This window comes from Sediminibacterium sp. TEGAF015 (assembly GCF_025997995.1).
GTDB lineage: Bacteria > Bacteroidota > Bacteroidia > Chitinophagales > Chitinophagaceae > Sediminibacterium.
Genome location: NZ_AP026683.1, coordinates 2,321,158 through 2,343,830 on the forward strand (window position 1 = coordinate 2,321,158; position 22,673 = coordinate 2,343,830).

Annotated in this window: 24 protein-coding genes; 13 read left to right on the top strand and 11 right to left on the bottom strand. The window is 37.8% G+C overall.

The window, feature by feature from the left end:
- Positions 1-5: 5 nt before the first annotated feature.
- Complete coding sequence (locus TEGAF0_RS10395; RefSeq protein WP_264898116.1) at positions 6-827, bottom strand: sterol desaturase family protein; 822 nt, start codon at positions 825-827, stop codon at positions 6-8.
- 33 nt (positions 828-860) lie between these two features.
- Entirely contained in the window at positions 861-1,508 is a 648-nt protein-coding gene (locus TEGAF0_RS10400; RefSeq protein ID WP_264898117.1) for a response regulator transcription factor, read from the bottom strand.
- Between the two features lie 695 nt (positions 1,509-2,203).
- Here TEGAF0_RS10400 and TEGAF0_RS10405 point away from each other — a divergent pair.
- Together TEGAF0_RS10405 and TEGAF0_RS10410 are read left to right on the top strand one after the other, a co-directional pair.
- Positions 2,204-3,754, top strand: coding sequence for a T9SS type A sorting domain-containing protein (locus TEGAF0_RS10405; protein WP_264898118.1), 1,551 nt, complete (start codon positions 2,204-2,206; stop codon positions 3,752-3,754).
- 126 nt (positions 3,755-3,880) lie between these two features.
- Positions 3,881-4,471: an outer membrane beta-barrel protein gene (locus TEGAF0_RS10410; RefSeq protein ID WP_264898119.1), complete on the top strand. Its 591-nt coding sequence runs from the start codon at positions 3,881-3,883 to the stop codon at positions 4,469-4,471.
- A gap of 75 nt (positions 4,472-4,546) precedes the next feature.
- Here TEGAF0_RS10410 and dnaN read toward each other — a convergent pair whose 3' ends face one another.
- Positions 4,547-5,662 carry a DNA polymerase III subunit beta gene (gene dnaN, locus TEGAF0_RS10415; protein WP_264898120.1) on the bottom strand — a complete coding sequence of 372 codons (1,116 nt, stop codon included), beginning with the start codon at positions 5,660-5,662 and terminating at the stop codon, positions 4,547-4,549.
- Positions 5,663-5,732: 70 nt separating this feature from the next.
- A complete protein-coding gene (locus tag TEGAF0_RS10420; RefSeq protein ID WP_037351754.1) occupies positions 5,733-6,152 on the bottom strand; it encodes a response regulator in 420 nt (139 codons plus the stop codon).
- Between the two features lie 81 nt (positions 6,153-6,233).
- Between TEGAF0_RS10420 and TEGAF0_RS10425 the strand changes: the two genes are divergently transcribed.
- The 5 genes from TEGAF0_RS10425 to TEGAF0_RS10445 all read left to right on the top strand — a co-directional run bounded on the left by TEGAF0_RS10425 (position 6,234) and on the right by TEGAF0_RS10445 (position 10,019).
- Positions 6,234-6,716 (top strand): regulatory protein RecX, encoded by a 483-nt coding sequence (locus TEGAF0_RS10425; protein WP_264898121.1) that lies wholly within the window; start codon positions 6,234-6,236, stop codon positions 6,714-6,716.
- Entirely contained in the window at positions 6,713-7,630 is a 918-nt protein-coding gene (locus TEGAF0_RS10430) for a lipid A deacylase LpxR family protein (RefSeq protein ID WP_264898122.1), read from the top strand. Before TEGAF0_RS10425 ends, TEGAF0_RS10430 begins: the two co-directional genes overlap by 4 nt.
- A 22-nt stretch (positions 7,631-7,652) precedes the next feature.
- Entirely contained in the window at positions 7,653-8,444 is a 792-nt protein-coding gene (locus TEGAF0_RS10435) for an amidohydrolase (protein WP_264898123.1), read from the top strand.
- A 67-nt stretch (positions 8,445-8,511) separates the two neighbouring features.
- On the top strand, positions 8,512-9,600 hold the full coding sequence (gene nagA, locus TEGAF0_RS10440) for an N-acetylglucosamine-6-phosphate deacetylase (protein ID WP_264898124.1): 1,089 nt from the start codon (positions 8,512-8,514) through the stop codon (positions 9,598-9,600).
- A gap of 32 nt (positions 9,601-9,632) precedes the next feature.
- Positions 9,633-10,019, top strand: coding sequence for a hypothetical protein (locus TEGAF0_RS10445; RefSeq protein ID WP_264898125.1), 387 nt, complete (start codon positions 9,633-9,635; stop codon positions 10,017-10,019).
- Here the strand turns inward: TEGAF0_RS10445 and TEGAF0_RS10450 are convergent.
- From TEGAF0_RS10450 to TEGAF0_RS10460, 3 genes are read right to left on the bottom strand one after another with little or no spacing between them, the layout of a single operon-like run.
- Positions 10,016-11,524 carry a S41 family peptidase gene (locus TEGAF0_RS10450; RefSeq protein WP_264898126.1) on the bottom strand — a complete coding sequence of 503 codons (1,509 nt, stop codon included), beginning with the start codon at positions 11,522-11,524 and terminating at the stop codon, positions 10,016-10,018. The genes TEGAF0_RS10445 and TEGAF0_RS10450 overlap by 4 nt on opposite strands.
- Before the next feature lie 5 nt (positions 11,525-11,529).
- Positions 11,530-12,558, bottom strand: a complete 1,029-nt coding sequence (thiL, locus tag TEGAF0_RS10455) for a thiamine-phosphate kinase (RefSeq protein ID WP_264898127.1) — start codon at positions 12,556-12,558, stop codon at positions 11,530-11,532.
- 9 nt (positions 12,559-12,567) lie between these two features.
- Complete coding sequence (locus TEGAF0_RS10460; protein ID WP_264898128.1) at positions 12,568-13,344, bottom strand: inositol monophosphatase family protein; 777 nt, start codon at positions 13,342-13,344, stop codon at positions 12,568-12,570.
- A 42-nt stretch (positions 13,345-13,386) separates the two neighbouring features.
- Here TEGAF0_RS10460 and TEGAF0_RS10465 point away from each other — a divergent pair, with 42 nt between their 5' ends.
- The 5 genes from TEGAF0_RS10465 (at position 13,387) to mtgA (ending at position 17,923) form a co-directional block, all read left to right on the top strand.
- Positions 13,387-14,247 carry a glycosyltransferase family 2 protein gene (locus TEGAF0_RS10465; RefSeq protein ID WP_264898129.1) on the top strand — a complete coding sequence of 287 codons (861 nt, stop codon included), beginning with the start codon at positions 13,387-13,389 and terminating at the stop codon, positions 14,245-14,247.
- A gap of 68 nt (positions 14,248-14,315) precedes the next feature.
- Positions 14,316-15,839 carry a GH3 auxin-responsive promoter family protein gene (locus tag TEGAF0_RS10470; protein ID WP_264898130.1) on the top strand — a complete coding sequence of 508 codons (1,524 nt, stop codon included), beginning with the start codon at positions 14,316-14,318 and terminating at the stop codon, positions 15,837-15,839.
- A complete protein-coding gene (locus TEGAF0_RS10475) occupies positions 15,839-16,489 on the top strand; it encodes a peptidylprolyl isomerase (RefSeq protein ID WP_264898131.1) in 651 nt (216 codons plus the stop codon). Before TEGAF0_RS10470 ends, TEGAF0_RS10475 begins: the two co-directional genes overlap by 1 nt.
- 47 nt (positions 16,490-16,536) lie before the next feature.
- Positions 16,537-17,193, top strand: coding sequence for a LysE family translocator (locus TEGAF0_RS10480; RefSeq protein ID WP_264898132.1), 657 nt, complete (start codon positions 16,537-16,539; stop codon positions 17,191-17,193).
- Between the two features lie 28 nt (positions 17,194-17,221).
- A complete protein-coding gene (gene mtgA, locus TEGAF0_RS10485) occupies positions 17,222-17,923 on the top strand; it encodes a monofunctional biosynthetic peptidoglycan transglycosylase (RefSeq protein WP_264898133.1) in 702 nt (233 codons plus the stop codon).
- On the opposite strand, the gene TEGAF0_RS10490 is transcribed toward mtgA, so the two are convergent.
- From TEGAF0_RS10490 to TEGAF0_RS10505, 4 genes are read right to left on the bottom strand one after another with little or no spacing between them, the layout of a single operon-like run.
- Positions 17,912-18,463: an ATP-binding protein gene (locus TEGAF0_RS10490; protein WP_264898134.1), complete on the bottom strand. Its 552-nt coding sequence runs from the start codon at positions 18,461-18,463 to the stop codon at positions 17,912-17,914. The genes mtgA and TEGAF0_RS10490 overlap by 12 nt on opposite strands.
- A complete protein-coding gene (gene pnuC / locus TEGAF0_RS10495; RefSeq protein ID WP_264898135.1) occupies positions 18,450-19,082 on the bottom strand; it encodes a nicotinamide riboside transporter PnuC in 633 nt (210 codons plus the stop codon). Before pnuC ends, TEGAF0_RS10490 begins: the two co-directional genes overlap by 14 nt.
- On the bottom strand, positions 19,082-20,599 hold the full coding sequence (locus TEGAF0_RS10500) for a hypothetical protein (protein ID WP_264898136.1): 1,518 nt from the start codon (positions 20,597-20,599) through the stop codon (positions 19,082-19,084). The genes pnuC and TEGAF0_RS10500 overlap by 1 nt, the downstream gene beginning before the upstream one ends.
- A 28-nt stretch (positions 20,600-20,627) precedes the next feature.
- The gene (locus TEGAF0_RS10505) at positions 20,628-21,227 is read right to left on the bottom strand and encodes a NifU family protein (protein ID WP_026750739.1); all 600 of its coding nucleotides are present in this window, start codon (positions 21,225-21,227) and stop codon (positions 20,628-20,630) included.
- Positions 21,228-21,419: 192 nt separating this feature from the next.
- Here TEGAF0_RS10505 and TEGAF0_RS10510 point away from each other — a divergent pair, with 192 nt between their 5' ends.
- Complete coding sequence (locus tag TEGAF0_RS10510; protein WP_264898137.1) at positions 21,420-22,649, top strand: glycoside hydrolase family 5 protein; 1,230 nt, start codon at positions 21,420-21,422, stop codon at positions 22,647-22,649.
- Positions 22,650-22,673 lie beyond the last annotated feature (24 nt).

Here is a 22,673-nt window from a genome sequence, read left to right on the forward strand (position 1 = left end):
AAATCCTAATAGTTGGTTTTAATGCTGTTGTCGAAAGGAATTTTCAACTGATAGTTCAATTGCTCGTCTGTGCTGTCGTCTAATACATCTAGCCCATAGCGTAGCGATTCTACGGGAGTATAATTATAGGTTCCAAACAAACGGTCCCAAATAGAAAAGATATTGCCGTAATTGCTATCTGTCTGTGGTTGTTTGTAGTGATGATGCACTTTGTGCATATTTGGAGAAATGATGATCCAGCTGATGGCATTGTCTAACCAAAGCGGCAAGCGCATATTCGCATGATTGAACTGAGACAAAACCGCACTTAAACTCTGGTATAACATCACCAGCCACATAGGGGCACCACAGATGATTACGCCGATGGTAGTAAACACTGCTCTGAAAACACTTTCACCCGGATGGTGTCTGTTGGCAGTGGTGGTATCCACATGGGTATCTGCATGGTGAACCATATGAAACTTCCACATCCATTTTATCTTATGTTCTATAAAATGAATAAAATAAGCTCCAACCAAATCAAGCAATAACAGTCCACCAATCAACATTGCCCAAGATGGCAGGGTAGTCAATTGCAATAAACCAAATTGGTTGGCAATAGCCCATTCACTGGCTTTTACAATCACCAATGCAAAAGCAAAATTGATGATGATGGTAGTGGCGGTGAAAAACAGGTTAATGCCTGCATGGCGGTATTTATTGTACTTGAAATTGGCCAATGGCACGATGCCCTCCACTATCCAAAAAAACAAAATTCCTCCCGCTAAAATCAGCGCTCTGTGTAAACTGGGAATGGTATTGAAATAGTCTATGATTTGGTCAATCATTTTTAAATTATTTACAACTTCACAAATTGGCACCTAAATATCCACAATACCCGCTTTAATAGCAAATTTTACTAATTCTTCTCTTGATTTAATATTAAGTTTTTCATATATGGAATCTCTATAATTTTCAATTGTTTTTATTGAAACAAACATCTTGTTTCCTATTTCTTTGTATTTATTTCCACTTACTGATAGTTGTATAAATTCATACTCTTTTTCTGTAAGTAAAATATTACCAGCGAAAACAATTTTTTGTTTATTTACTTTTAAATCAATTTTTTGGTAGTATTCATTCAAAAAAAAGCCTGCTTCGATGATTTCATTAATCGCTTTTTCAATTGGAAAAGATCTTGCTTTTTTTGACAAAAAACCATTGATTCCAAAATAAAATAAATTTTTAATTGCATTTTTTTCATCCAAATTTGAAAAAACTAAAATCTTAACCATTGGATAAGCCTTTCTTAATCTTTTTGTTGTTTCCAAGCCATTTAATAAAGGCATAAAATAGTCTATTAATACTATATCGGGTTGTAACTTATTTTTTTCAATTTCATTTAACAATTCAACACCATTCGATACTTCGAAAAGTATTTTTAAAAAACTTGTTTGCGATATTATATCCTTAATTGCATTACGCATTAATGGATGATCTTCTGCAATAGCAACACTAACTTTTTCCACTTGTATATTTTTTGTTGCCGCAGTATAAATAAAAAACTAATACAAAATCATAACACTTCACGAACGACTATATTTATTTCATTAAAGGGGACATTTTAAAAAGGGGCTAACACCCCCACAAAATATTAGAAGTTTAATTGTTCTTTGTGAAAGATAAGTATAAAGGCAACTTACGTTTATTATATTATATCAAAAGTGGGTCATGAAAAGTGTCTTTTATTCTTGCAAAAATGAATATTATCAAATCTTTATAACAAAAGGGAAATACATTCTAATCAATTTATTTCCAAATATTGAATATTTTATTACTGACAGATTTCATTTGAATCAAAGTCAACCCTTTCTTCTATAAGAGGTGAATTTAGTATTGCAGAAGGGAACAGTCGAGGCGGGGCCAACAGTAAAAGATATTTATTTGGAACAAATTGGCGGTATTCTTTTTTGAAGAAATTAAACCAATCAATTTATTAGTTCAAGCTAGCTACCTAGTGGGACATATAATACATGAGGCGGTTTAACAAGCTATTCATTATTTGTAGGCCTAGTTTTGTATTTTAAATCTACCGTAAAGATTGAATTTTTGTTGGGTATGTAAATAATTCAGAAAAATATGCTAGTTAAATTTTTGGTGAAAATTTGATTGGTTTTCACCTGAACATTGGCATTCAAATACTATAAATGAAATAAAAATTATTATGAAGTACTCTATTATTTTGATATTATTTTTTTTAATACACAACGCCGTCTTCAGTCAAAAATCGATAACTCCGAATGAAAACAATGAATTTTGTCCTTTGGTTAACACAACTTTTACAGTTACAATCCCATTAATTAAATCCGGTACTTCTGTAACAATAACCGCAATCGGCACTTCAACTGTTATAACTGGAGTTTCAGGACTTACATCTACATCGAATACAACATTTACTTTTGTTGGTAGGTTTAGCGACGATAATAACACCCAATCGTTTAGAGTAGATTTTACAAAAAGCGACAACAGCTCTGATTTTTATATTCCAGAATTTAAGAAAATAAAGTCTTTAAAACATCCTTCTATACCTTCAACAATCAACACAAATATCCCTGAAATAGTCTCTCAGATTTGTCAAATAACCACACATAATTTATCTTTTACTAATATTCGTTTTGGCAATGGATTTGATGGCTCGGTTGCAGGTTATGGAAATTCAGTAACTCAATATGAGTACTTACTTCCCAATGGTTGGAGTTTAAATGGTACACCATCAACAGGTTCCTGGATAACGTCAACAAATTCTGTAACTATAACATCTGATCAAACAAGCGGAGATAGAAGTAGTATTCAAATACGTTCATTAAATACAGATTGTGGCACTTCATTATCAAAAAGCCCAATAAAAAATATTCCGATTTCACGACCGGAACCACCCTTAAGTATTACAGGCCCCACCCAATTGTGTTACCCTAATTCTTATAACTATACTTTGAGTGGTGTACCATCTGGTGGTGTTGTTACTTGGAATACAAATAGTTATTACACCAGTTCTTCAAGTGGTAATACAGCAACAATTTTACCTACTTCTGCAGCTAATGGTGTTACTAATATAACCGCATCAGTTTATCTTCCAAGTTGCGGTCTTACTTTTACAAAGTCACTTACTGTGAGTATAGGTACTCCATATGTTACATTCGATATAGTAGGTTATCCTTTTTCAGAGCCAAGTTGCTACGAAGCATATGGATTTTATACTTTTCAAGCACAGCAAGTAACAGGTTATCCTAATACTTATACTGGATACCAATGGGGTTGGAGAAATCTTACAACAAATTCCGTTTCAAATGACCCAACTATTTATGGTTCAACGTACACATTTTACCCTGATGAAGCTGGCACATATCAAATCTGGGTAAGACCTACTAATGAGTGTGGTACAGGTCTATTAGAATCAGTTAAAACAGTTACAGTAAATAATTTCTGTTATTCGTTTCGCAGTAGCACAAGTTCCATAATAGCCTTTCCTAATCCTACTAAAGATGTAATTAATTTAACAGTTACTAGAAAGGATAAAAGCGACAAGTTTGTTAGAATGAATAAAGTTGTTGTTGTACTTTTTGAAGCTCAAAGTGCTTTGAAAGTACGTGAGTGGAAATTTGAAAACTTGCAAAAAACGTACACTTTAAACGTTAAAGGATTAAAAAAAGGAATCTACTATTTAAGATACATGAATGGTAATGAAAGAGAAACTAAACAAATTATTATTGAATAAAAAATTATCTGGCATTAACTAATTTTATTCTGGAGGAGGTCAACAGATAAGTAAATTTTTTGAATAATGGGGTAGTACTCCTTTAATATTTATCTTTATATCATGGATCTTTATAAAACAACAATCATGAAAAAATCTCTTTACTTAATATTTTTTTTACTAACCACTAATTCTATTTGGGGGCAATTGACTAAAGGCCATTGGCTTGTTGGAGGTAGTGCTTACTTTAACTCTTATAAAAATGAAATATTTAGTAATTCTTACAGTGAGAACGGAAAATATACGCAAATCAATTTATCGCCCAATGTTGGATACTTTTTTGCCGACAGATTTGCGCTTGGTCTAAAAACAACTTTTACTTCTTTAAAAGGAGAGTTTACTGTGGCAGGAGGAAATGGTCGAGGTGGATCAGATACCCAACGATATTTTTTTGGGGCATTTGGACGCTATTACTTTTTAGAAGAAGCAAAACAAACTAATTTGTTGGTTGAAGCAAGTTATCAAGCAGGTATAGTTAGGGGTACGAATAATACTAAAGGAAACTTAAATAACTTTTCTATTTCCGCAGGTCCTGTAATATATTTTAACCCCTCTGTAGGTGTTGAATTTTTGCTGGGATATGTAACTAACTCAGAAAAATTCACTAGTCAAGTATTGAATGAAAACAAGAAAGGGTTTCAGCTTAGCATTGGTCTACAAATACACTTAATAAAATAAAAGTTGGAAAAAAATACAAAAATCTATTAAAAGAAGGAAACCATTATAACTATAATGGTTTCCTTCTGAATTATTCTAATTATTCAACATCAACGGCATCACCAGCATCAAAAGGTCTTCGCCTTCTGCCTGCTCGGTTGGTTTAATTAAACCAGCTTTGGTTGGTGTAGACAATTCCATTTTAACATCGTCGGTATCTGCTGCGTTCAGCATTTCAATTAAGAAACGAGCATTGAAAGCAATCTGTAAGTCTTCTCCATCGTACTGACAGCTCATGCGCTCGTTACCTTCAAAGCTGAAGTCAACGTCTTGTGCAGCCATCTGTAATTCAGCGCCGGTAATATTCAAAGCTACCTGATTAGTACTCTTGTTAGAGAATACATTCACGCGACGCAAAGCATTCTGGAAAGCAGATTTATTAACAATCAACTTATAAGGATTGTCTGCAGGAATCACCACTTTGTAATCGGGGAAACGCGCATCAATCAAACGACAAATCATATGCGTAGAACCATGCTTCACAAACAAATGATTGCTGTTGTAGCTGATGGTTAGTTCGTCTTCATTATCAGGTAAAGCATTCTTCAACAAATTCAATGGCTTCTTAGGTACAATGAATGAATCGGTCTTGGTAGCATGGGTATCGGTGCGCTTGTAACGTACCAAACGATGTGCATCGGTAGCCACAAATTGAACGCCGTCTTTGCTCAACTCAAAAAACACACCCGTCATCGCAGGTCTTAAATCATCGTTGCTTACTGCGAATAAAGTTTTATTAATTGCAGTCAGTAATGCACCGCTATGCATAGAGAAGCTGGTGGTATCATCTGCTGATGGTTCTTTTGGAAAATTATCTGGGTTCTCTCCCATTACCTTGTACTTACCATTGTCGCTGGTAATTTCAACAGCAAAGTTTTTGTCAATGGTGAAAGTCAGCGGCTGGTCTGCAATATTTTTCAATGAGTCCATCAAAATTTTTGCTGGAATACAAACCCGACCATTGGCCTTGCTTTCTACATCCATTTGTACGCGCATCACCGTTTCTAAATCGGTTGCAACTACATTTAATTTTTTATCTTCTATTTCAAACAAGAAATCTTCAAGTATCGGAAGTACGGTATTGGCATTAATAACACCACTGATCTGCTGCAAATGCTTTAACAGGGAAGAGGAAGAAACGATAAATTTCATATGAACGATTTAATCTGGACAAACTTACTGTAAAGGGATGATATTTCACAAGCAATTTACACCCAAAATATCAGCCATTGTAGAAGTTAAGCCGGTCAATCAGCTCCTGGTATTTGATCTTGTTGATGGGCTTCACTATATAGTCGGTAACCCCGCTGTACTCCTTGGATCGCTGTATGTCGCAATCGTCTACAGAGGAGCTCACCATATATACATAAATTGGCTTTTTAAAACGCTCCATCAATTTGTGGTATTCGTCCAAAAACTGCCACCCGTTCATAATGGGCATATTAATATCCAGGAAAATCACATCTGGTAATTCCTGCTGACCGCTCTCTACTTTCTCTTTAAAGAATCCAATGGCTTCGCTCCCGTTGTAAAAGGACAATATATTCTTGGCAAGTCCGGTGGACTCAAGAATTTTGCGCGAGGTAAATTGATAGATTTTGTCGTCGTCTATCAAACAAACATTGTATTGTGTTACAGCCATTTCGTACAGGACTTCAGTTTTGCCGGGGGATATTTGGGGTCCTGAAACAAATATAATTACTTTACCTAAAAATACTAACAGTTGTTTTCAACCGACCCCAATAGCACCATCGAGAAAGCTTACATGAAGCTGAAGCATTACTGTGGCTACCAGGATCGATGTCATCAGGAAGTGAAAGAAAAGCTGTATAGCCTGAAACTGAATAAAGCAACAGTGGAACAACTGCTTTCCCGCTTAATAGAAGAAGATTATCTGAATGAGGAGCGTTACGCAAAAGCCTTTGTGGGAGGGCATTTTAGGCAAAAGCAATGGGGTAAAGTTAAAATAGCGTATGGCCTAAAGCAGAAAAGAGTTAGCGAGTACAATATCAGAAAAGCGATGAACGAAATTCCCGATGAGGAGTATCATGCATTGGCTGAAAAACTGGTAAAAGCCAAGTGGAATAGTTTGAAGAAAGACCAATATATCCACAGGGTGGTGAAAACAAAGGCATTTTTACAACAAAGGGGCTTTGAGCCAGCTTTGGTTCAATCCATCATACAGCAAATCCGGGATACCTTATGAGTTTGTATAAAGTAATTGTATTGATTGGAATCATAGGCATCTGTTCGGTAAGGCTGCAGGCACAGTCAATTGGTTTTACCACAGAGAATGATGCCTACCTTCTAAAAATGGAAGATGCCTATTATACCAACGGCCTGTTTTTTCATTACAGCATTGCCAAACCGGACAATTCGGCCTCCAAAATAATACACCAGTTTACCCTGGGTCAAAAAATTTTTACCCCTTTTTTCAGAAATACCCGAACACCGGCAGATATTGACCGGCCTTATGCTGGCTACGGTTTTGCTCAATATAGCCAAACCCGGTTTTTTGGAGAAAAAACGGTATTTCTATGGTCTGGAACCCTTGGTATCATTGGTCCTGCATCCGGGGGAGAAGGCCTGCAAAATACCTATCACCGTTGGTTGAATTATGCCAGCTTCAAGGGGTGGAGGTACCAAATTAACAACCAGCTTGTGTTGAATGCAGGTGCATTATATGCGTACAATATGGTGAACAGCCTACGATTTAAAGGCATTCTTATTTCCGATGCACAACTAGGTACCGGATTTGTGAATGCATCTTTAGGAACCAAATGGGTCTATGGAACGATTAATGCATCCCAAAAGAGTCAGCTTTGGAATGCCGCACAGGAGTCCAAAAGCGCTAACAAAAAGGAGTTTTATTTCTATTGGTATCCAAAATTTACCTGGCAGGGTTACAATGCCACCATATCGGGAGGAAGCAGAACCACTGCGGATTCTTCAGTTACGCGCAATCCGCAGCGATGGGTATTTCAACATACCATTGGTGTGGCATACAGTGCTGGCAGATGGGCTGCTCAAATAGAACTGGTGCACCAGTCAAGAGAAACAATTGAGCAATTGAAAAAACATCGTTACCTGGGTCTGCAATTACAGTATCGAATCCATTAACTTGCTGTTTCAAAACAGCCCTATGCATCCTTTATCTGTAACCCTTATACAAAGCAATTTATACTGGGAAAATAAAGAAGCAAATCTGAAACAGTTTACAGAAAAAATAAACAATCAGACTGCTCCCGGTCAGCTGGTAATACTACCGGAAATGTTCAGCACTGGCTTTAGTATGAACCCTGCACAATTGGCGGAGACCATGGATGGGCCAACTGTTCAGTGGATGAAAGAGATGGCAGCCAAACAAAAAATTATTCTGACAGGGTCGGTTATCATTACAGAAGACAGCCAATTTTTTAATCGGCTTTTGTGGGTATTGCCCAATGGCGTTGTTGCCCACTACGATAAAAGACATTTGTTTGCTTATGCAGGTGAAGACCAGTTTTATGCACCCGGAAATAAAAGATTTATTGCTTCTGTTAATGGCTGGAAAATCAATCTGCTCATTTGTTACGACTTGCGTTTTCCGGTTTGGGCAAGACAGCAAATTACGGAGACACCTGAATATGATTTGCTGATTTATGTGGCCAACTGGCCAGAGAGAAGAAACCATGCCTGGAAAACATTGCTAACAGCAAGAGCTATCGAAAACCAGTGTTATGTAATAGGTGTAAACAGGGTGGGTGAAGATGCCAATGGAATCAATCATAGCGGAGACTCTATGTTGGTAGATCCGCTCGGGCAAGTCCTTTACCATGGTGTACAGGAGGAAGCCATTACCACACATGTTCTGAATCCCGAACATTTACAGGATTGCAGAACGCGCTTTCCATTTTGGAAAGATGCAGATACATTTTCGATTTATCAACCTTAATAACCGGACTAAAGTTGTAAAGTGACCATTAAAATAAAAACAGGAGATTGAAAATATAAATGGAATTATGAAACAAATAGTAGCAGCAGAAAAATTATTTACGGGTACGGATTGGTTGTTGAATCATGCGATGGTGGTAGAAGAGAATCATATTCATTCGATAGTTCCGATTGTGTCACTGAATGAAAAGCCAGCATATCAATACTCTTATATAATACCGGCACTGATAGACTTACAGATTTATGGAGCAGGGGGACAACTGTTAAGTGTTTTTCCAACTATGGAAGCGTTGCAATTATTGCAGGATTACTGCATCAAGGGAGGAGCTGCCTGGTTTCAACCAACGGTAGCTACGAATAGCCACGAAGTTATTTATGCATGTATAAATGCTGTAAGACAATTTCAACAAAAACCGAATAACCGTTGTATAGGATTACACGTGGAAGGTCCATGGATTAATCGGGAAAAAAGAGGCGCACACTTAAGCGAATACATTTATCAACCCAATAAAGAACAGGTTACCTCTTTGCTAGAATATGGTAAGGGAGTCATTACAATGATTACCCTAGCCCCGGAAATAGTGAGTTCCGATTTGGTTGAATTCATACAGTCTAAAGGCATTGTTGTTTCTGCAGGACATAGCAATGCCGACTATGCAACTGCTACAAAGGCTTTTAACGAAGGGATTACGACCGCCACTCATTTGTACAATGCTATGAGTCCTTTGCAACACCGCGCCCCCGGCATGGTGGGAGCCATTTTTAATCACCCTACAGTTAATTGTAGCATTGTTCCGGATGGATACCATGTAGACTTTGAAGCCATACAAATTGCCAAAAAGCAAATGGGTGAAAGATTATTTGCCATTACTGATGCGGTAACTGAAACACAAACCGGTCCTTATCCACATCAGTTAAACGGAGACAAATACGAAGCAAATGGCATCTTAAGCGGATCTGCCTTAACTATGTTGACCTGTCTACAAAAATTACACTTGCATGCGAATATTGAATTGGGAGAAGCCATCAGAATGTGCTCTTTGTATCCTGCAAGGGTCATTCAAAAAGAAAACATTTCAGGAATGTTAAAGCCAGGCCAAAAAGCTGATTGGATTGCATTAGATGTGGATTTGTCTTGTGTTAAAGCAGTAGAATAAACTAATTTTAGGGAGTAATAAAACAAATCATCATGAAAAAATTATTGGTATTGGCATTGGCCGCCATCTTTACTGTTGGTGTGCATGCGCAGGAAGCAAGTTGGAAACAAATGGAAGATTTTCACAGTGTAATGAGCAAAACTTTTCATCCAGCAGAAGAAGGTAATTTAAAACCATTAAAGGAAAATATTACCACATTGGTAGCTAAGGCAAAAGCCTGGGAATCGGGTGCAGTACCATCCGGATACGACGCTAAAGTTGCCAAGCCAATTTTGAAACAACTGGTTGCAAAATGCACGGCAGTGGAAGCAGCGATAAAAGCAAAAAAATCAGATAAGGAATTAACTACCTTGATTACTGCTACACACGATGTATTTCATGAACTAAAAGAAAAATGTAAACCAGGAGAAAAACACTAATTGTTTTTTGATTGAATCATTTGAAGAATAGCCGCCATTTTCGGATCCCATCCTTCACGGATGGCAGCAGAGGATGGCGGTATTTTTATGTCCGGAACAATGCCTCTTCCCTTAGGCCGATTGCTATTAATCACCATTCTGTAAAGCGGTAGTCTTACCCTCAGTTTTGAATTAGGCAAAGTAATATTGGGTATATGCATGGCAGAATTACCATAATATCCTCCTCCCGATTCTTCCCCCACCACTTTTATATTCTCTTGGCCTTTCAATGCGCCAACAACCATGGTAGTAGCACTAAATGTATAGCCGCCCTGTACCAGGTATACCTGCCCACTGAATTTATTTTTCGTATATGGTTGAAAATAGTGTTGCTCAAATCTGCGATAATGAATACTGCCATCTGTTGCTTTGTGTGCGCCCAGGTTCATTGCCAGCCAATACATCCAACTATGCTGAATATATTTTCCGTATGTTAATTTTCGATTGGTGGCTACAACTGAGTCGGCCACTTTAAACGGTTTGTTTGAAAGGTATCTGGTAAGATCAATGCTGTTGCTGATTTTACCACCGCCGTTTTCTCTTAGATCAATGATTAAATGCTGAATATTTTCTTTTTTCAATTTTTTAAAACTTCTCCTGAAAAACTTTTTTAAGCCTCCTTTGCTAAAACTGGTCAATCTAACATATGCACTATGTGTAGTGGTATCAATACTTAAAGACCGAATGCTTAAAAGACGTATTTGTCTTTTTGAAAAAGTTGGTCCTGTTGGAGGAATCCGATTGTTTGCGGGTGGTAGCGCTTTTCCACTCAGACTGTCTCTGGTCACGGGTGTAAAATTTCCCAGTGATGCCGTATCACTTTTTCCTTTTCCATCAATAAATCCAATCAGATAACTGCTATCGACCCCAAAGACCTGCTTATATAAATCAGGAAATCCGTTACTGATTACCTGATAAGAATGATTAGTGGCGTTTCCATCGTTGGATATTTGCTGAAATAAATGATTTCTGTACCAGGACATGGGTAATCCATTAATCTGTTCAATAATAGTTCCCCTTTTGATAATCGAATCCTTGGTGTAACCATTGTTCAAAACGACAGCACTGTCTTCCCAGAATTTAATCTGTAGCGGAAATCTCGGATAACGGAATTGGTTGGGGTTTTTAAGGAAGCTTTTAGAAAACAAAGTACTCGTGTGCCCGCATTTAATCTGTGCAATCCAACCAGCTACCCGATTTTTGAATTGAATTTCATTGAGCGAATCATTCAATGATAGCATCAAGCTGTTAAATCCACTGTCCAGCGACTCCTTGGAACTATACCAATATAAACTCGGATGATTGGCTTCCAGAATTTTTTTTAACAGTATGGCATCTTCTTTTAGCGCAGTCGATGAAAACTTTGGCATGTAGGTCATTGATATTTGTGCAATGGCCGATTGTGCAGGTATGATTATGCGTAAAATAAATAGTAATACCCATCCAATCCATACCTTTTTTTTCATGCTTATCAATTGAATGCATTCCAGCCCTGCGCTTTCAGGTCAAAGGTATTTCCTCCCTTGGTCAGCAACTTCACTCCCTCTGTTAATTCTGTCATGTACCCTATCACACTAATTTCTTCGTTGAGTACAATTTTATCGTGGTCTTCTTGACGAATGGTAAAAATCAGTTCGTAGTCTTCCCCTCCATTCAGTGCACAAACGGTTGGATCGAGTCCAAACTTGAATGCAGCTTTTCTGCTGGCATCTGCAATCGGAAGTTTTTCTTCGTATATGCGCGCCCCTAAACCGGATTGTTTGCAGATATGCAATACTTCACTGCTGATGCCATCACTTACATCCATCATGGCAGTTGGAACAATTTCATTTTTTCCAAAAAACTCAATGATGTCTTTTCTGGCCTCGGGCTTTAATAATTTCCCTACTATATAACTTTCTCCTTCCAGGTCAGGTTGAATACTAGGATTCTCCTGGTAGATTTTCTTTTCTCTTTCCATTAGGGTTAAACCCAGATAAGCACCCCCCAAATCGCCACTCACACAAATTAGATCTCCTTTTGAGGCCGTACTTCTTTTGATGAACTGATCTGGAGCCACTTCTCCAATGGCAGTTACCGAAATAATAAACCCCTTCTGTGAAGAAGAAGTATCCCCGCCAATTAAATCAACTCCGTATTTTTCACAGGCGAAATATACGCCTTCATAAAATTCATTCAACGCTTCCAGACTGAAACGATTGCTGATGCCGATACTAAGGGTTATCTGTGTAGGGGTAGCATTCATTGCGTATAGATCACTAAGATTCACTACCACCGCTTTGTATCCCAGGTGCTTTAATGGAGTGTACATTAAATCGAAATGAATTCCTTCCAATAAAAGGTCGGTTGTAATTACTGTTTGCTTACCAAAATGATCAATCACTGCAGCATCGTCTCCAACACCAAGAATTGTTGAAGCATTCTGGATTTCTGCATTTTTTGTCAGGTGTTCAATCAAACCAAATTCACCTAAACTCGCTATTTCTGTTCTTTGTTCCATAGGGATAATTTAAAATGCGCCTCCATTTACTACCGCAACCAGCTCATCATGTATCAATCCGTTGGTTGCAATAATATGCGGTTGATAGGGAGAATAATAATTTCCTTTGAAGTCTGTTACCTTACCACCTGCTTCTTCTACCATTAAAAAACCTGCTGCACTGTCCCAGGCTTGTAATTTATGCTCATAAAATCCATCAAATCTACCTGCAGCTACCCAGCACAAATCGATGGCAGCACTTCCCAGCCTTCTCACCGGTACACCCTTTCTGATTAATTTTTCAAAAACCTGTAAAGGTCCATTGGGGGCATCCAGATAGGTATATGGGAATCCTGTTACCAGACAGCTTGTAATCAGCGTTGTTTTATTTCCTACTTGTATTTTTTTATCGTTCAAAAAAGCACCCTGACCTTTTTCTGCAAAATAAAATTCATTTATAAAAGGGTTATAAACCGCACCCAATATCATTTTTCCTTCTTTCTCCACCCCAATGCTTACACAGCAGATGGGTATGCCATTGGCAAAATTTACCGTGCCATCAATCGGGTCAATTATCCATTTGAAAGTGGAATCCTGCTTCAGTTCACCGGATTCTTCACTTAAAATAAAATGATCAGGAAAAGCAGCCTGAATGGTTTCCATTATGGCTTTTTCTGCAGCATGATCCGCTTCTGTAACTAAATTATTAATCCCTTCTTTATTACTAATAACAAAACTTCCATTGAAAAATCTTCTTAGTTCTACGGCACCTGCTTCGGTGGCTTTTAACAAGGTTTCTTTAAGCATGAAGCAAAAGTAACCCAGATTCTGCATCTTTGAAATATTATTGTGTCTTCACTACTAACCATAATTATTGTAAACTATCGGGTGTATCATCACCTGGGCAATTGTCTGGAATCTATTCAGGGCTCTAAGCATGCTTTTCCCGTTGATATCATTGTGGTTGATAATGCTTACAGTCCAGAAGATCAGGCATTGCTTGCAGAGAAATACCCAACTGTTCAATGGTTGTCAGCATCAAATAACATTGGATTTGCCAAAGCCAATAATTGGGCATTGCAGCAAGTGGAGACCGACTTTGTATTATTTCTTAATCCTGATACACTTATTGCAGAAACTGTTTTGCAGAAAACAATTGATTATTTGAACCAACACCCCGAAGTTGGTACATTGGGTGTTCAGATGAGAAATATCCAAGGAATATTTTTACCCGAGAGTAAAAGGGAAATTCCATCCATTAAGGGCTCTTTCTTTAAAATGATTGGATTGGCTGACCGGTTTTCCCATTCTGCTTTTTTTAATAGCTATGCTTTGGGACAGTTACATTCAGATGGTATTTATTCGGTGCCGGTTCTGGCAGGTGCATTCATGATGATGCCAACAACAATTGCTAAACAGGTTGGCGGTTTTGATGACTCTTTCTTTATGTACGGAGAAGATATTGACATAAGTCTCAGAATCCTTGAACTGGGAAAGGAAAATCACTATTTGGGAACGGTTGTAATTACCCATGTTAAGGGCGCCAGCTCAAAACAAAACCCGGATTATCTCAATCACTTTTATGGTTCCATGAAAATATTTCTCAATAAATATCCTCATTTATATGGTGGTATTGTTGGAATTACCCTTTTGAAGTTTTTTATTGAGACTGTGTGGCTTACTTCCCGTCTGACCAAAAAATACAAATAACCCTTTTTCACAAAATATTTTATATAATTCATTTAGTTTAGCTTCGTAACTCAACTGTTAAGGAAAGCATGCCAATCTTTGATCTGAAACTCCCCAATGCTATATTGAAAGCCCTCCGGCTTCCTCAGAACAATCTCAGACGAGAACAGTTAAGGGTATTGAAAAAGTTATTAAAAAAAGCGAGGTTCACTTCTTTCGGACAGCAATATCGTTTTGATGAAATCCTATTGAGTAAACATCCTGGAAAAAAATTCCAGGAAATTGTCCCTACGTTTAATTATAATAAAATTTATAGCGAATGGTGGCATAAAACCATTGAAGGGCAGTCTGATATCTGCTGGCCAGGTAAAATAAAATATTATGCACTCAGCAGCGGTACCAGTGAGTCGGCTAGTAAATACATCCCCATTACCAATGATTTATTAAGGGGGAATAAAATGGTGATGATTAAACAATTGCTGAGCCTTAGCAAATACGAAAATATTCCTTACACTTCTATTGGAAAGGGCTGGCTTACATTGGGCGGTAGCACCGAATTGCAAAAAGGCCCAGGATATTTTGCGGGAGACCTGAGTGGTATTACCGCAAAGAAAGCGCCATTCTGGTTTCAACCTTTTTATAAACCAGGCAAGAAAATTGCAAAACAAAAAGACTGGAATAAGAAAATTGCAGAAATTGTTGACAAAGCTCCTCAGTGGGATATTGGATTTTTAATTGGAGTTCCTGCCTGGATTCAAATGTGTGTGGAGCAAATAATTGAAAAGTATCAACTAAAAGACATTCATGAACTCTGGCCAAACCTCGCTTTCTTTGTGCATGGAGGTGTAAGTTTTGAACCCTACAAAAAAGGGTTTGAAAAAATGCTGGGGAAACCAATCACTTATATAGAAACTTATTTAGCCAGTGAGGGCTTTATTGCTTATCAGGATCGTCAGCATGCCAAGGGTATGCGATTGGTAACCAATGAACATATATTCCATGAATTTGTACCCTTCGATGATAAGAACTTTACAGCCGACGGAGAAATGATTGATAATCCGGAAGCGCTGATGTTGCATGAAGTAGAAGAAGGAAAAGATTATGCATTGTTAATCAGTACTACTGCTGGTACCTGGCGATATCTGATTGGCGATACCGTAAGATTTGTAGATAAAGAAAAATCTGAAATTATTATAACAGGAAGGACCAAACATTTCCTGAGTCTTGTAGGAGAGCACCTAAGTGTGGACAATATGAATAAGGCCGTGCAAATGGCATCTGAGAAATTAAATATCAGCATTCCTGAATTTACTGTAGCAGGAATTCCTTCAGGAAACTTTTTTGGTCATCATTGGTTTGTTGCCTGTAACGATACAGTAGATGAGCAGTTACTATGTAATTACATTGATAGTTGTCTGAACGAATTGAATGATGACTACGCTGTTGAAAGAAAAAGCGCACTCAGAGAAATCAAATTAACTGCACTCAAAGAAGAAGACTTTTTAAATTTCATGTTGAGTAAAGGTAAAATTGGAGGACAACATAAGTTCCCAAGAGTATTAAAGGGATCTATGTTACAGGATTGGTATCAGTTTTTAGAAAAGAAGAACTAATGCGAAAAGTTTTTATTGCTGTTTTGTTCTTGTTGAACTCAATATTCATTCACTCCTCTTTTGCACAGAAGTCAAGAATTAAAATACATTACTCCTATAAGGACCTTGTTTCACCAGATACACTAAAGGTTCTGTTTAAGACCACACAGGGAAACTTTGTTATTCATTCATACAGAAATTGGGCCCCTCTGGCAGCAGATCGATTTTATACCCTGGTTAAACAGCAGTACTATACGAACAACTATATATTCAGGGTAGAAAAAGACTATGTAGTTCAATTTGGTATAGCAGGTAAGCCAGCAGAAGACCGTAAATGGGATCAACGTCGTTTATTAGATGAACCGGTCACAAAAAAACACCTAAAATCAATTGTTGCTTTTGCCAGAAGTGGAAAGCATTCAAGAACCACACAATTGTTTGTAAATATGCAGGATAATCCAAAACTAGACACAACCATGAGAGAAGGAGTGCATGGCTATCCTCCTTTTGGAAAAGTAGTATACGGAATGGACGTACTGTTTAAACTAAATGGAAAATACAGAAAACAAATACTGCCCTTACAGGATTCCGTATATAAATGGGGCAATATCTATTTTGATAAATATTTCCCAGGGCTCGATAAAATTATAAGCGCAACAATTATCCGATAAAATAGGCCCAATCAGTTATTTTTGTAATTCAACTTTAAAGCGTTTAGATGATTGCACCATTGATGAAAGGACTGGTTTTAGGGCTGATTCTAAGTATTTCAGTGGGTCCGGTAATTTTTGCCATCATCAAACAAAGTCTTGCAAACGGCCATAAAGCAGGTTATACATTTGTTGCAGGAGTTTCTGCCAGCGATATAAGTCTGGTGCTCGTTTGTAATTTATTTACCAGCTTTTTTACTACTGCACTTTCTCATAGCAATACAATTGCCATTGCAGGAAGTATTTTTTTAATCGGGGTAGGCATTTATACTTTTTTCTTCAAAAAAGTAATAGTAGACGAAGAAAACAAAGTAGAAGTTAAAAAATTCAGGAAAAGAGATCTTGTTGGAATCTTTCTCTCAGGATATTTTATGAACATGTTGAATCCGGCTGTATTTCTTTTCTGGTTTGCTTGGACTGCAGCAATCACAGGGGATGCTGCCAGTACCCCCAATCCCAATCAATACAAATGGATTGTATTTATTACCTGTCTGATTTTCGTTTTGTTGGCTGATATTGCCAAAGTTGCATTGGCTGGAAAATTAAGACAGCGTTTAACACCTAAGAACCTCCATTTTATCAATAAACTATCAGGTATTATCCTGATTGGATTTGGCGTTGCCTTAATTTGGGGCGTGCTAAATTTTGGAGACAAGCTGAAATAGGTTGTATCTTCTTTTAAAAATATTTGTTGTGATTAAAAAAATCTGGAAGAAAACAAAACGTATCCTTTTGATACTTTTTCTGAGCTCCCTGTTGTACACTATTCTTTGCAGATGGGTAATGCCACCGGTTACTATCACTCAGATTGCCAATGCATTTGGTTATGGATTAAAGCGGGACTATGTTTCGTGGAATCAAATTAATTATTCCGTAAAGCTGGCAGCCATTGCCAGCGAGGACCAGGCCTATCCGGATCATAGTGGTTTTGACTGGGATGCCATAGAAAAAAGCCTGAAGCCCAAAAAGAAGAACAAGAAAACCAAGATACCATTGGGCGGAGGAGCAAGCACCATTACCCAACAAACAGCTAAGAATGTTTTTCTTTGGCAGGGAGGATCTATCACAAAGTTTATCCGTAAAATTCCAGAGCTGTATTTCACTAAACTAATAGAATGGATCTGGGGTAAAGAAAGAATTCTGGAAGTATATCTGAATGTGATTGAAATGGGTCCAGGTATTTTTGGAATACAAGCTGCTGCTAAACATTACTTTAATAAAGACGCTTCAAAATTAACTCGGGCTGAAGCTGCTATGATTATAGCCTCTTTGCCCAATCCCAAAAAGTTTCTGGTTAAACCAATAAGCCGTAGAGTTTCCTGGCGCTATCCTCAAATTCTTAAACAGATGAATAACATTGAGGGTGATGAAGACATTAAATCACTACTTCGATAATTGCAGGAATTGATTAGTTGCTTCTATTGCAGCAGTCGTTCTTTCTGCATTTGTTCCGCTGATCAATGACCAGGGTACCGGCTGGTTGATTAATAAGTCTTTGTAAATGGAAAACAATTCTTGTCTTGGTTTTTCATCGGGATACTCTCTCAGCTCATCTTTTACCCAGGGCAAATCTATATTACACAATAAATAGCCGTCGTATTTTCTCTTAATAATGGTATCTAATATAAAAAAATCACAGGTTCCGAATACATATTCACTCCATACTTTCATTACATACATATCTGTGTCAACAAACAAAACGGAACACTTATTTTCTTCCTGTACCTTTCGAGTGTAAACATCTTCCAGTTCTAACTGTCCTTTAGCAATAGTTAGTAAATCTGCTGCACTGTAATTGGTTCCATTTTGTAACAAATATTCTCTCGCATACTCCGGGCACCACAAAGTTTGGTAATGTTCAGCGAGCGTTTTACTCAGTGTGCTTTTTCCGGTACTCTCCGGACCAATAATGACTATTTTTTTAATTTCCTGCATGACTGGCTTTTTTCCGCCAGCTAATTAAACCGGCAATTGCTAAAATGAGCAATACGCAAAACTGAACACTGGTGAACACGTATCCCTTCATAAAGTATAACGGAATAGAAGCAATATTTGTTGCTATCCACCAATACCAGCTTTCTACTTTTTTTCTGGCCATAAGCCACATACCTGTATAAGCGGTTGCACTAGCAAAAGCATCTGCCCAGGGTATAGCTTCAGGCGCAAACGAAACCTGTAGTTGTTGCAGGGAAAAATATAATATACTATAGAATACCCCGAAGAATACAATTTGACTGCCCCATTCTTTAGGCGAGCTAAATTGAATCTTCATTATTTTTTCATGCGTCTGGTTATTTTTTCTGGCCCATAATATCCACCCGTAAATACTCATAATGGTATAATATAAATTCACACTCGCCTCTCCGTATAAATGTCCTTTTACACTCAGATAGATATAAAAAGTTGTATTAATCAATCCTATTGGGTATACCCAAATATTTTCCTTTCTGCTAAACCATACACTGGCAATCCCCGCAAATACAGCAATGAATTCCAACAGACTTGTTTGTTGCATTCCGGTAATAAAGGATTCAAATATTTGTGATAATGTCATTAATCTTTGATTCTTGTAAAATAAAAAATTGACCCGTCTTTAAATTGCCATTCACTTGTCTTTTGATAATGTTTTCTGATAAAGATATCGTCTATTAGGTCCTCATTTTTACCATATTGAAACCATACAAGGTATATATGACGGATTTTAAGGAATTCTCCAATTTCTGTGGGAATATCTTTATGAGGTAAAGGACTTGCTTTAATGCCCGCAAGAAAAAAAACAGCATCATTGGCATTTGAATATATGGGTGCCTGGTATTGCTGATGATGGCTTTTCATGAACTGTAAAAGGGGAGCATTTTTCCAGTGTATATCTGTATAGCCAGGAACACCTGCATAGCCAATACCTTCCCAGTTGAAAGTATGTGTTCGATAATGATACTTTGCACCAGCTGTATATACACTTAAAAAAAGTAGGAGTATTATCCACTTTTTATATCGTCTGCTTTTAGATATCCCGAAATAAAAATTATAAGCCAGTAACACAATTAATGGAATAAACAGTGGAATCAACAGTCTGCTGCTAAGCGTTTCAAAACGGGAAACAGTTGCAATAAAAAGCATGAATCCACCATAAACAAGAATGAACAAACTCAAAATGGTAACCGGACTATTGTAATACTGCTGCTGTATCAATCGGAATCCTAGAAGGATAATAACTATTAACAGTAATAGGATACAGCTTGTTACTAAAAGGACTTTATTCTCTTCATTTCCTATTGGAAACCAATAGCCAAGCACGTTTAGAAAATCAGCTAAGTTTACAGAAAATGATTTCAAAGATGTTTGTCTGACTCCTGCAATAGTTTCGCTTACCCAATGATTTCGAAGCATATTCAACAAGGGCAAACTGCAACCGGCTAATCCAAAGAGCATGATATGTTTCAATGTAGACTTCCAGTTCAATCCTGCTTGAAATAAGATTAAAACACTTCCTGTGATAATCCAGGTGATACCTACATACCGGACTAAACAGGAAGCAGCAGCAAAAAAAGAAGCTAAGAGAAGCCAGGAAAGAGCATTGTTTTTTAAGTAGCGCAAAAAAGCAATCACAAAGAACAAACCGAGCAATAAAAAAAGTGTTTCAGACCACAACATCGAATACACTTCCAGTATACCTGGATTACTCAGAATAAATAGTAAAATCAACAACCTGAAAACGCCTGATTTAATTCCACACTCCATTAATAATAAGCTGACCACATACAGTGCAGAGGCGAGGAGGATGCCATTCAGGTAAGGAGCTATCAACAGCAAATCTGCGCCCGAAATCATTTTCAAGAACCCCAGAAAAAAAGGGTATCCTACGGGAAAATTAACAAGTGGAAGATTATTATAATCGAAAAAACGAAACTCGCTGGCAAAGTGATTGGCCGAACTTAAATAAGCTACAGAATCAGGCGAAATGCCAATCCCTCCTTTTGAGGTATAAAAAGCAATCCATATACAACACACAGCAGACGCCAACAATGCTTCCCAGTGGCTCAATAATAAACGATGGAGTACAAGCTTCATGTAATGCAAGATAATGCACTACAGAGGTTTATTCTGCTTCGGCAACCACTTCTTTCACTTCAGGAATCATTCGTTTCATCATTCCCTCAATACCGGCTTTCAGCGTTATCATGGATGACGGACAACCAGAACAAGATCCTTGTAGCATTAAGTTAACTACACCGTCGTTATAGCTTTTGAACTGAATGGCTCCACCATCCATTTCAACTGCGGGCTTTACATAGTTTTCCAATAATTCTTTAACTCTCTTCACAATATCATCGTCATCCGCACTTACCGTGTTGCTGGCTTCCTGTTTTACTTTGGCAACTTCTTCTTCGTTTACAACTACTCCGCCATTTTCAAGGTATTGTTTTAAAAATTCCTTGATGGTAGGGATTACATCCTGCCAATCTTCCGTGTCAGCCGTTTTGGTGAGTGTAATAAAATTACTTGCTATGAAAACGCTTTTGATAAAAGGAAAACTAAACAATTCCTTGGCTAACGGTGAAGGAGCCGAAAGCGTTTCATCTGCAAAATCAATGCTTTTTCCTGGATACAAAAGCTTGTTGGCTACAAACTTCATAGTCTCAGGATTAGGAGTCATTTCTGTATAAATGCTGATGACAGGGTTGCCAGTCGTTATCATGGTATGCGTTTTTTAAATATGAATCAGATACAAATTTAAAACAAATCGACGGGAGCGAATGTTCAAAGCGTCGAGTTTAACGGTTTGATACGCTTATTTTTCGGATATCGTAAGTTAAGCCAATAATCAGCCAAATTTTACGTTATCAATATTGCATTTCGCCTTTTTGAAGTCTAGCTAATGAAATAACCCATGCGAAACCTTGTCTTTTTATGTATCTGGATGATGTTTTCCAGCCAGTTGAAGGCTCAGATAGACCCTTTTGTGCTTGGAATGACCCTGGGTGGCGGTGAAATAAACGACAATCAGTTGCCTGGACATCTTAATGAACATTATCAATATCCCACAGAGGAAGAAGTAGACTACTATTATCAGAGGGGGTTTAGACTTATTACGATCCCTTTTCGCTGGGAGCGTGTACAAAAAAACCTGGGCGGAGACTTGGATTATGGAGAAATTGGAGAGATCCGCAAAGTTGTAACCTGGGCTTCCAATCGGAATATGCAGGTTATTCTTTCCATGTACAACAGTGGCAGATACCGCAAATATGGAGTAGATTATATAGTAGGTTCTTATTCGGTAAGCAGACAGGATTTTGCGGATTGCTGGAATAAAATTGCCAACGCTTTTGCCGGATACCCCAATATATATGGATATAATCTGATGTCTGAACCACATGATATGCAGGCGTTTGATTGGCAAACTACCGCCCAGTGGGCCATTAGTTCCATCCGTCAGGCGGATCGCAGAAGCCGCATTATTATTTCAGGCAATAACTATGCAGCTGCCGAAAGCTGGCCGGATTATTCTGACGCCTTAAAATACCTGAATGATCCTCAGGACAAACTAGTGTATAATGCACACTGTTATTTTGACAACGACTTTACCGGGAAGTATTTATTTTCCTATGATCAGAATCAGGCATGGGATTCAACAGGTATACAGCGGGCAATGCCTTTTGTACAATGGTTAAAACAGAATAATAAGCGAGGGATGATTGGCCAATTTGGTGTACCCGATACAGATGCCCGCTGGTTGAATATTATGGATAAATTCCTTCAATATTTAAAGTCAGAAAATGTTACTGCTCAGTATAGTTCTTCTGGAAAAAAACTTTCAGGTAATCCGGTTAGTACTTATCCACTGGCAAGTGTAGAACGCCCCCAGATCAAAACCCTGCAATCTTTTCTGGATGCTTCCGGATTTTCGAATAAGCCCTGGTCAGAAAAAACAGAAACAGTTGCCAATAACGATGCGGCAAAAAAGGCCGAAGTTGAAGCTCCGGCAGAGCCGCCTTCCTCTTTTTTATTTTTACCTGGTACTGTTTTATTGCCGCAACCCAATGGAGGTTTGTACAAACCGGTTTTAAAATCAAATATCCGGGAGAAAGCTGTTAGAACTGCTAAATATCGGACACCCTAGTAGCCAGATTGTACATAGAAATAT

Excerpts from the sequence above, each read along its gene's own strand:
- TEGAF0_RS10395 (WP_264898116.1), bottom strand. The coding sequence starts at position 827 with ATGATTGACCAAATCATAGACTATTTCAATACCATTCCCAGTTTACAC.
- TEGAF0_RS10405 (WP_264898118.1), top strand. The coding sequence starts at position 2,204 with ATGAAGTACTCTATTATTTTGATATTATTTTTTTTAATACACAACGCC.
- TEGAF0_RS10410 (WP_264898119.1), top strand. The coding sequence starts at position 3,881 with ATGAAAAAATCTCTTTACTTAATATTTTTTTTACTAACCACTAATTCT.
- dnaN (WP_264898120.1), bottom strand. The coding sequence starts at position 5,662 with ATGAAATTTATCGTTTCTTCCTCTTCCCTGTTAAAGCATTTGCAGCAG.
- TEGAF0_RS10420 (WP_037351754.1), bottom strand. The coding sequence starts at position 6,152 with ATGGCTGTAACACAATACAATGTTTGTTTGATAGACGACGACAAAATC.
- TEGAF0_RS10430 (WP_264898122.1), top strand. The coding sequence starts at position 6,713 with ATGAGTTTGTATAAAGTAATTGTATTGATTGGAATCATAGGCATCTGT.
- TEGAF0_RS10435 (WP_264898123.1), top strand. The coding sequence starts at position 7,653 with ATGCATCCTTTATCTGTAACCCTTATACAAAGCAATTTATACTGGGAA.
- nagA (WP_264898124.1), top strand. The coding sequence starts at position 8,512 with ATGAAACAAATAGTAGCAGCAGAAAAATTATTTACGGGTACGGATTGG.
- TEGAF0_RS10445 (WP_264898125.1), top strand. The coding sequence starts at position 9,633 with ATGAAAAAATTATTGGTATTGGCATTGGCCGCCATCTTTACTGTTGGT.
- TEGAF0_RS10450 (WP_264898126.1), bottom strand. The coding sequence starts at position 11,524 with ATGAAAAAAAAGGTATGGATTGGATGGGTATTACTATTTATTTTACGC.
- thiL (WP_264898127.1), bottom strand. The coding sequence starts at position 12,558 with ATGGAACAAAGAACAGAAATAGCGAGTTTAGGTGAATTTGGTTTGATT.
- TEGAF0_RS10460 (WP_264898128.1), bottom strand. The coding sequence starts at position 13,344 with ATGCTTAAAGAAACCTTGTTAAAAGCCACCGAAGCAGGTGCCGTAGAA.
- TEGAF0_RS10470 (WP_264898130.1), top strand. The coding sequence starts at position 14,316 with ATGCCAATCTTTGATCTGAAACTCCCCAATGCTATATTGAAAGCCCTC.
- TEGAF0_RS10475 (WP_264898131.1), top strand. The coding sequence starts at position 15,839 with ATGCGAAAAGTTTTTATTGCTGTTTTGTTCTTGTTGAACTCAATATTC.
- TEGAF0_RS10480 (WP_264898132.1), top strand. The coding sequence starts at position 16,537 with ATGATTGCACCATTGATGAAAGGACTGGTTTTAGGGCTGATTCTAAGT.
- TEGAF0_RS10490 (WP_264898134.1), bottom strand. The coding sequence starts at position 18,463 with ATGCAGGAAATTAAAAAAATAGTCATTATTGGTCCGGAGAGTACCGGA.
- pnuC (WP_264898135.1), bottom strand. The coding sequence starts at position 19,082 with ATGACATTATCACAAATATTTGAATCCTTTATTACCGGAATGCAACAA.
- TEGAF0_RS10500 (WP_264898136.1), bottom strand. The coding sequence starts at position 20,599 with ATGAAGCTTGTACTCCATCGTTTATTATTGAGCCACTGGGAAGCATTG.
- TEGAF0_RS10505 (WP_026750739.1), bottom strand. The coding sequence starts at position 21,227 with ATGATAACGACTGGCAACCCTGTCATCAGCATTTATACAGAAATGACT.
- TEGAF0_RS10510 (WP_264898137.1), top strand. The coding sequence starts at position 21,420 with ATGCGAAACCTTGTCTTTTTATGTATCTGGATGATGTTTTCCAGCCAG.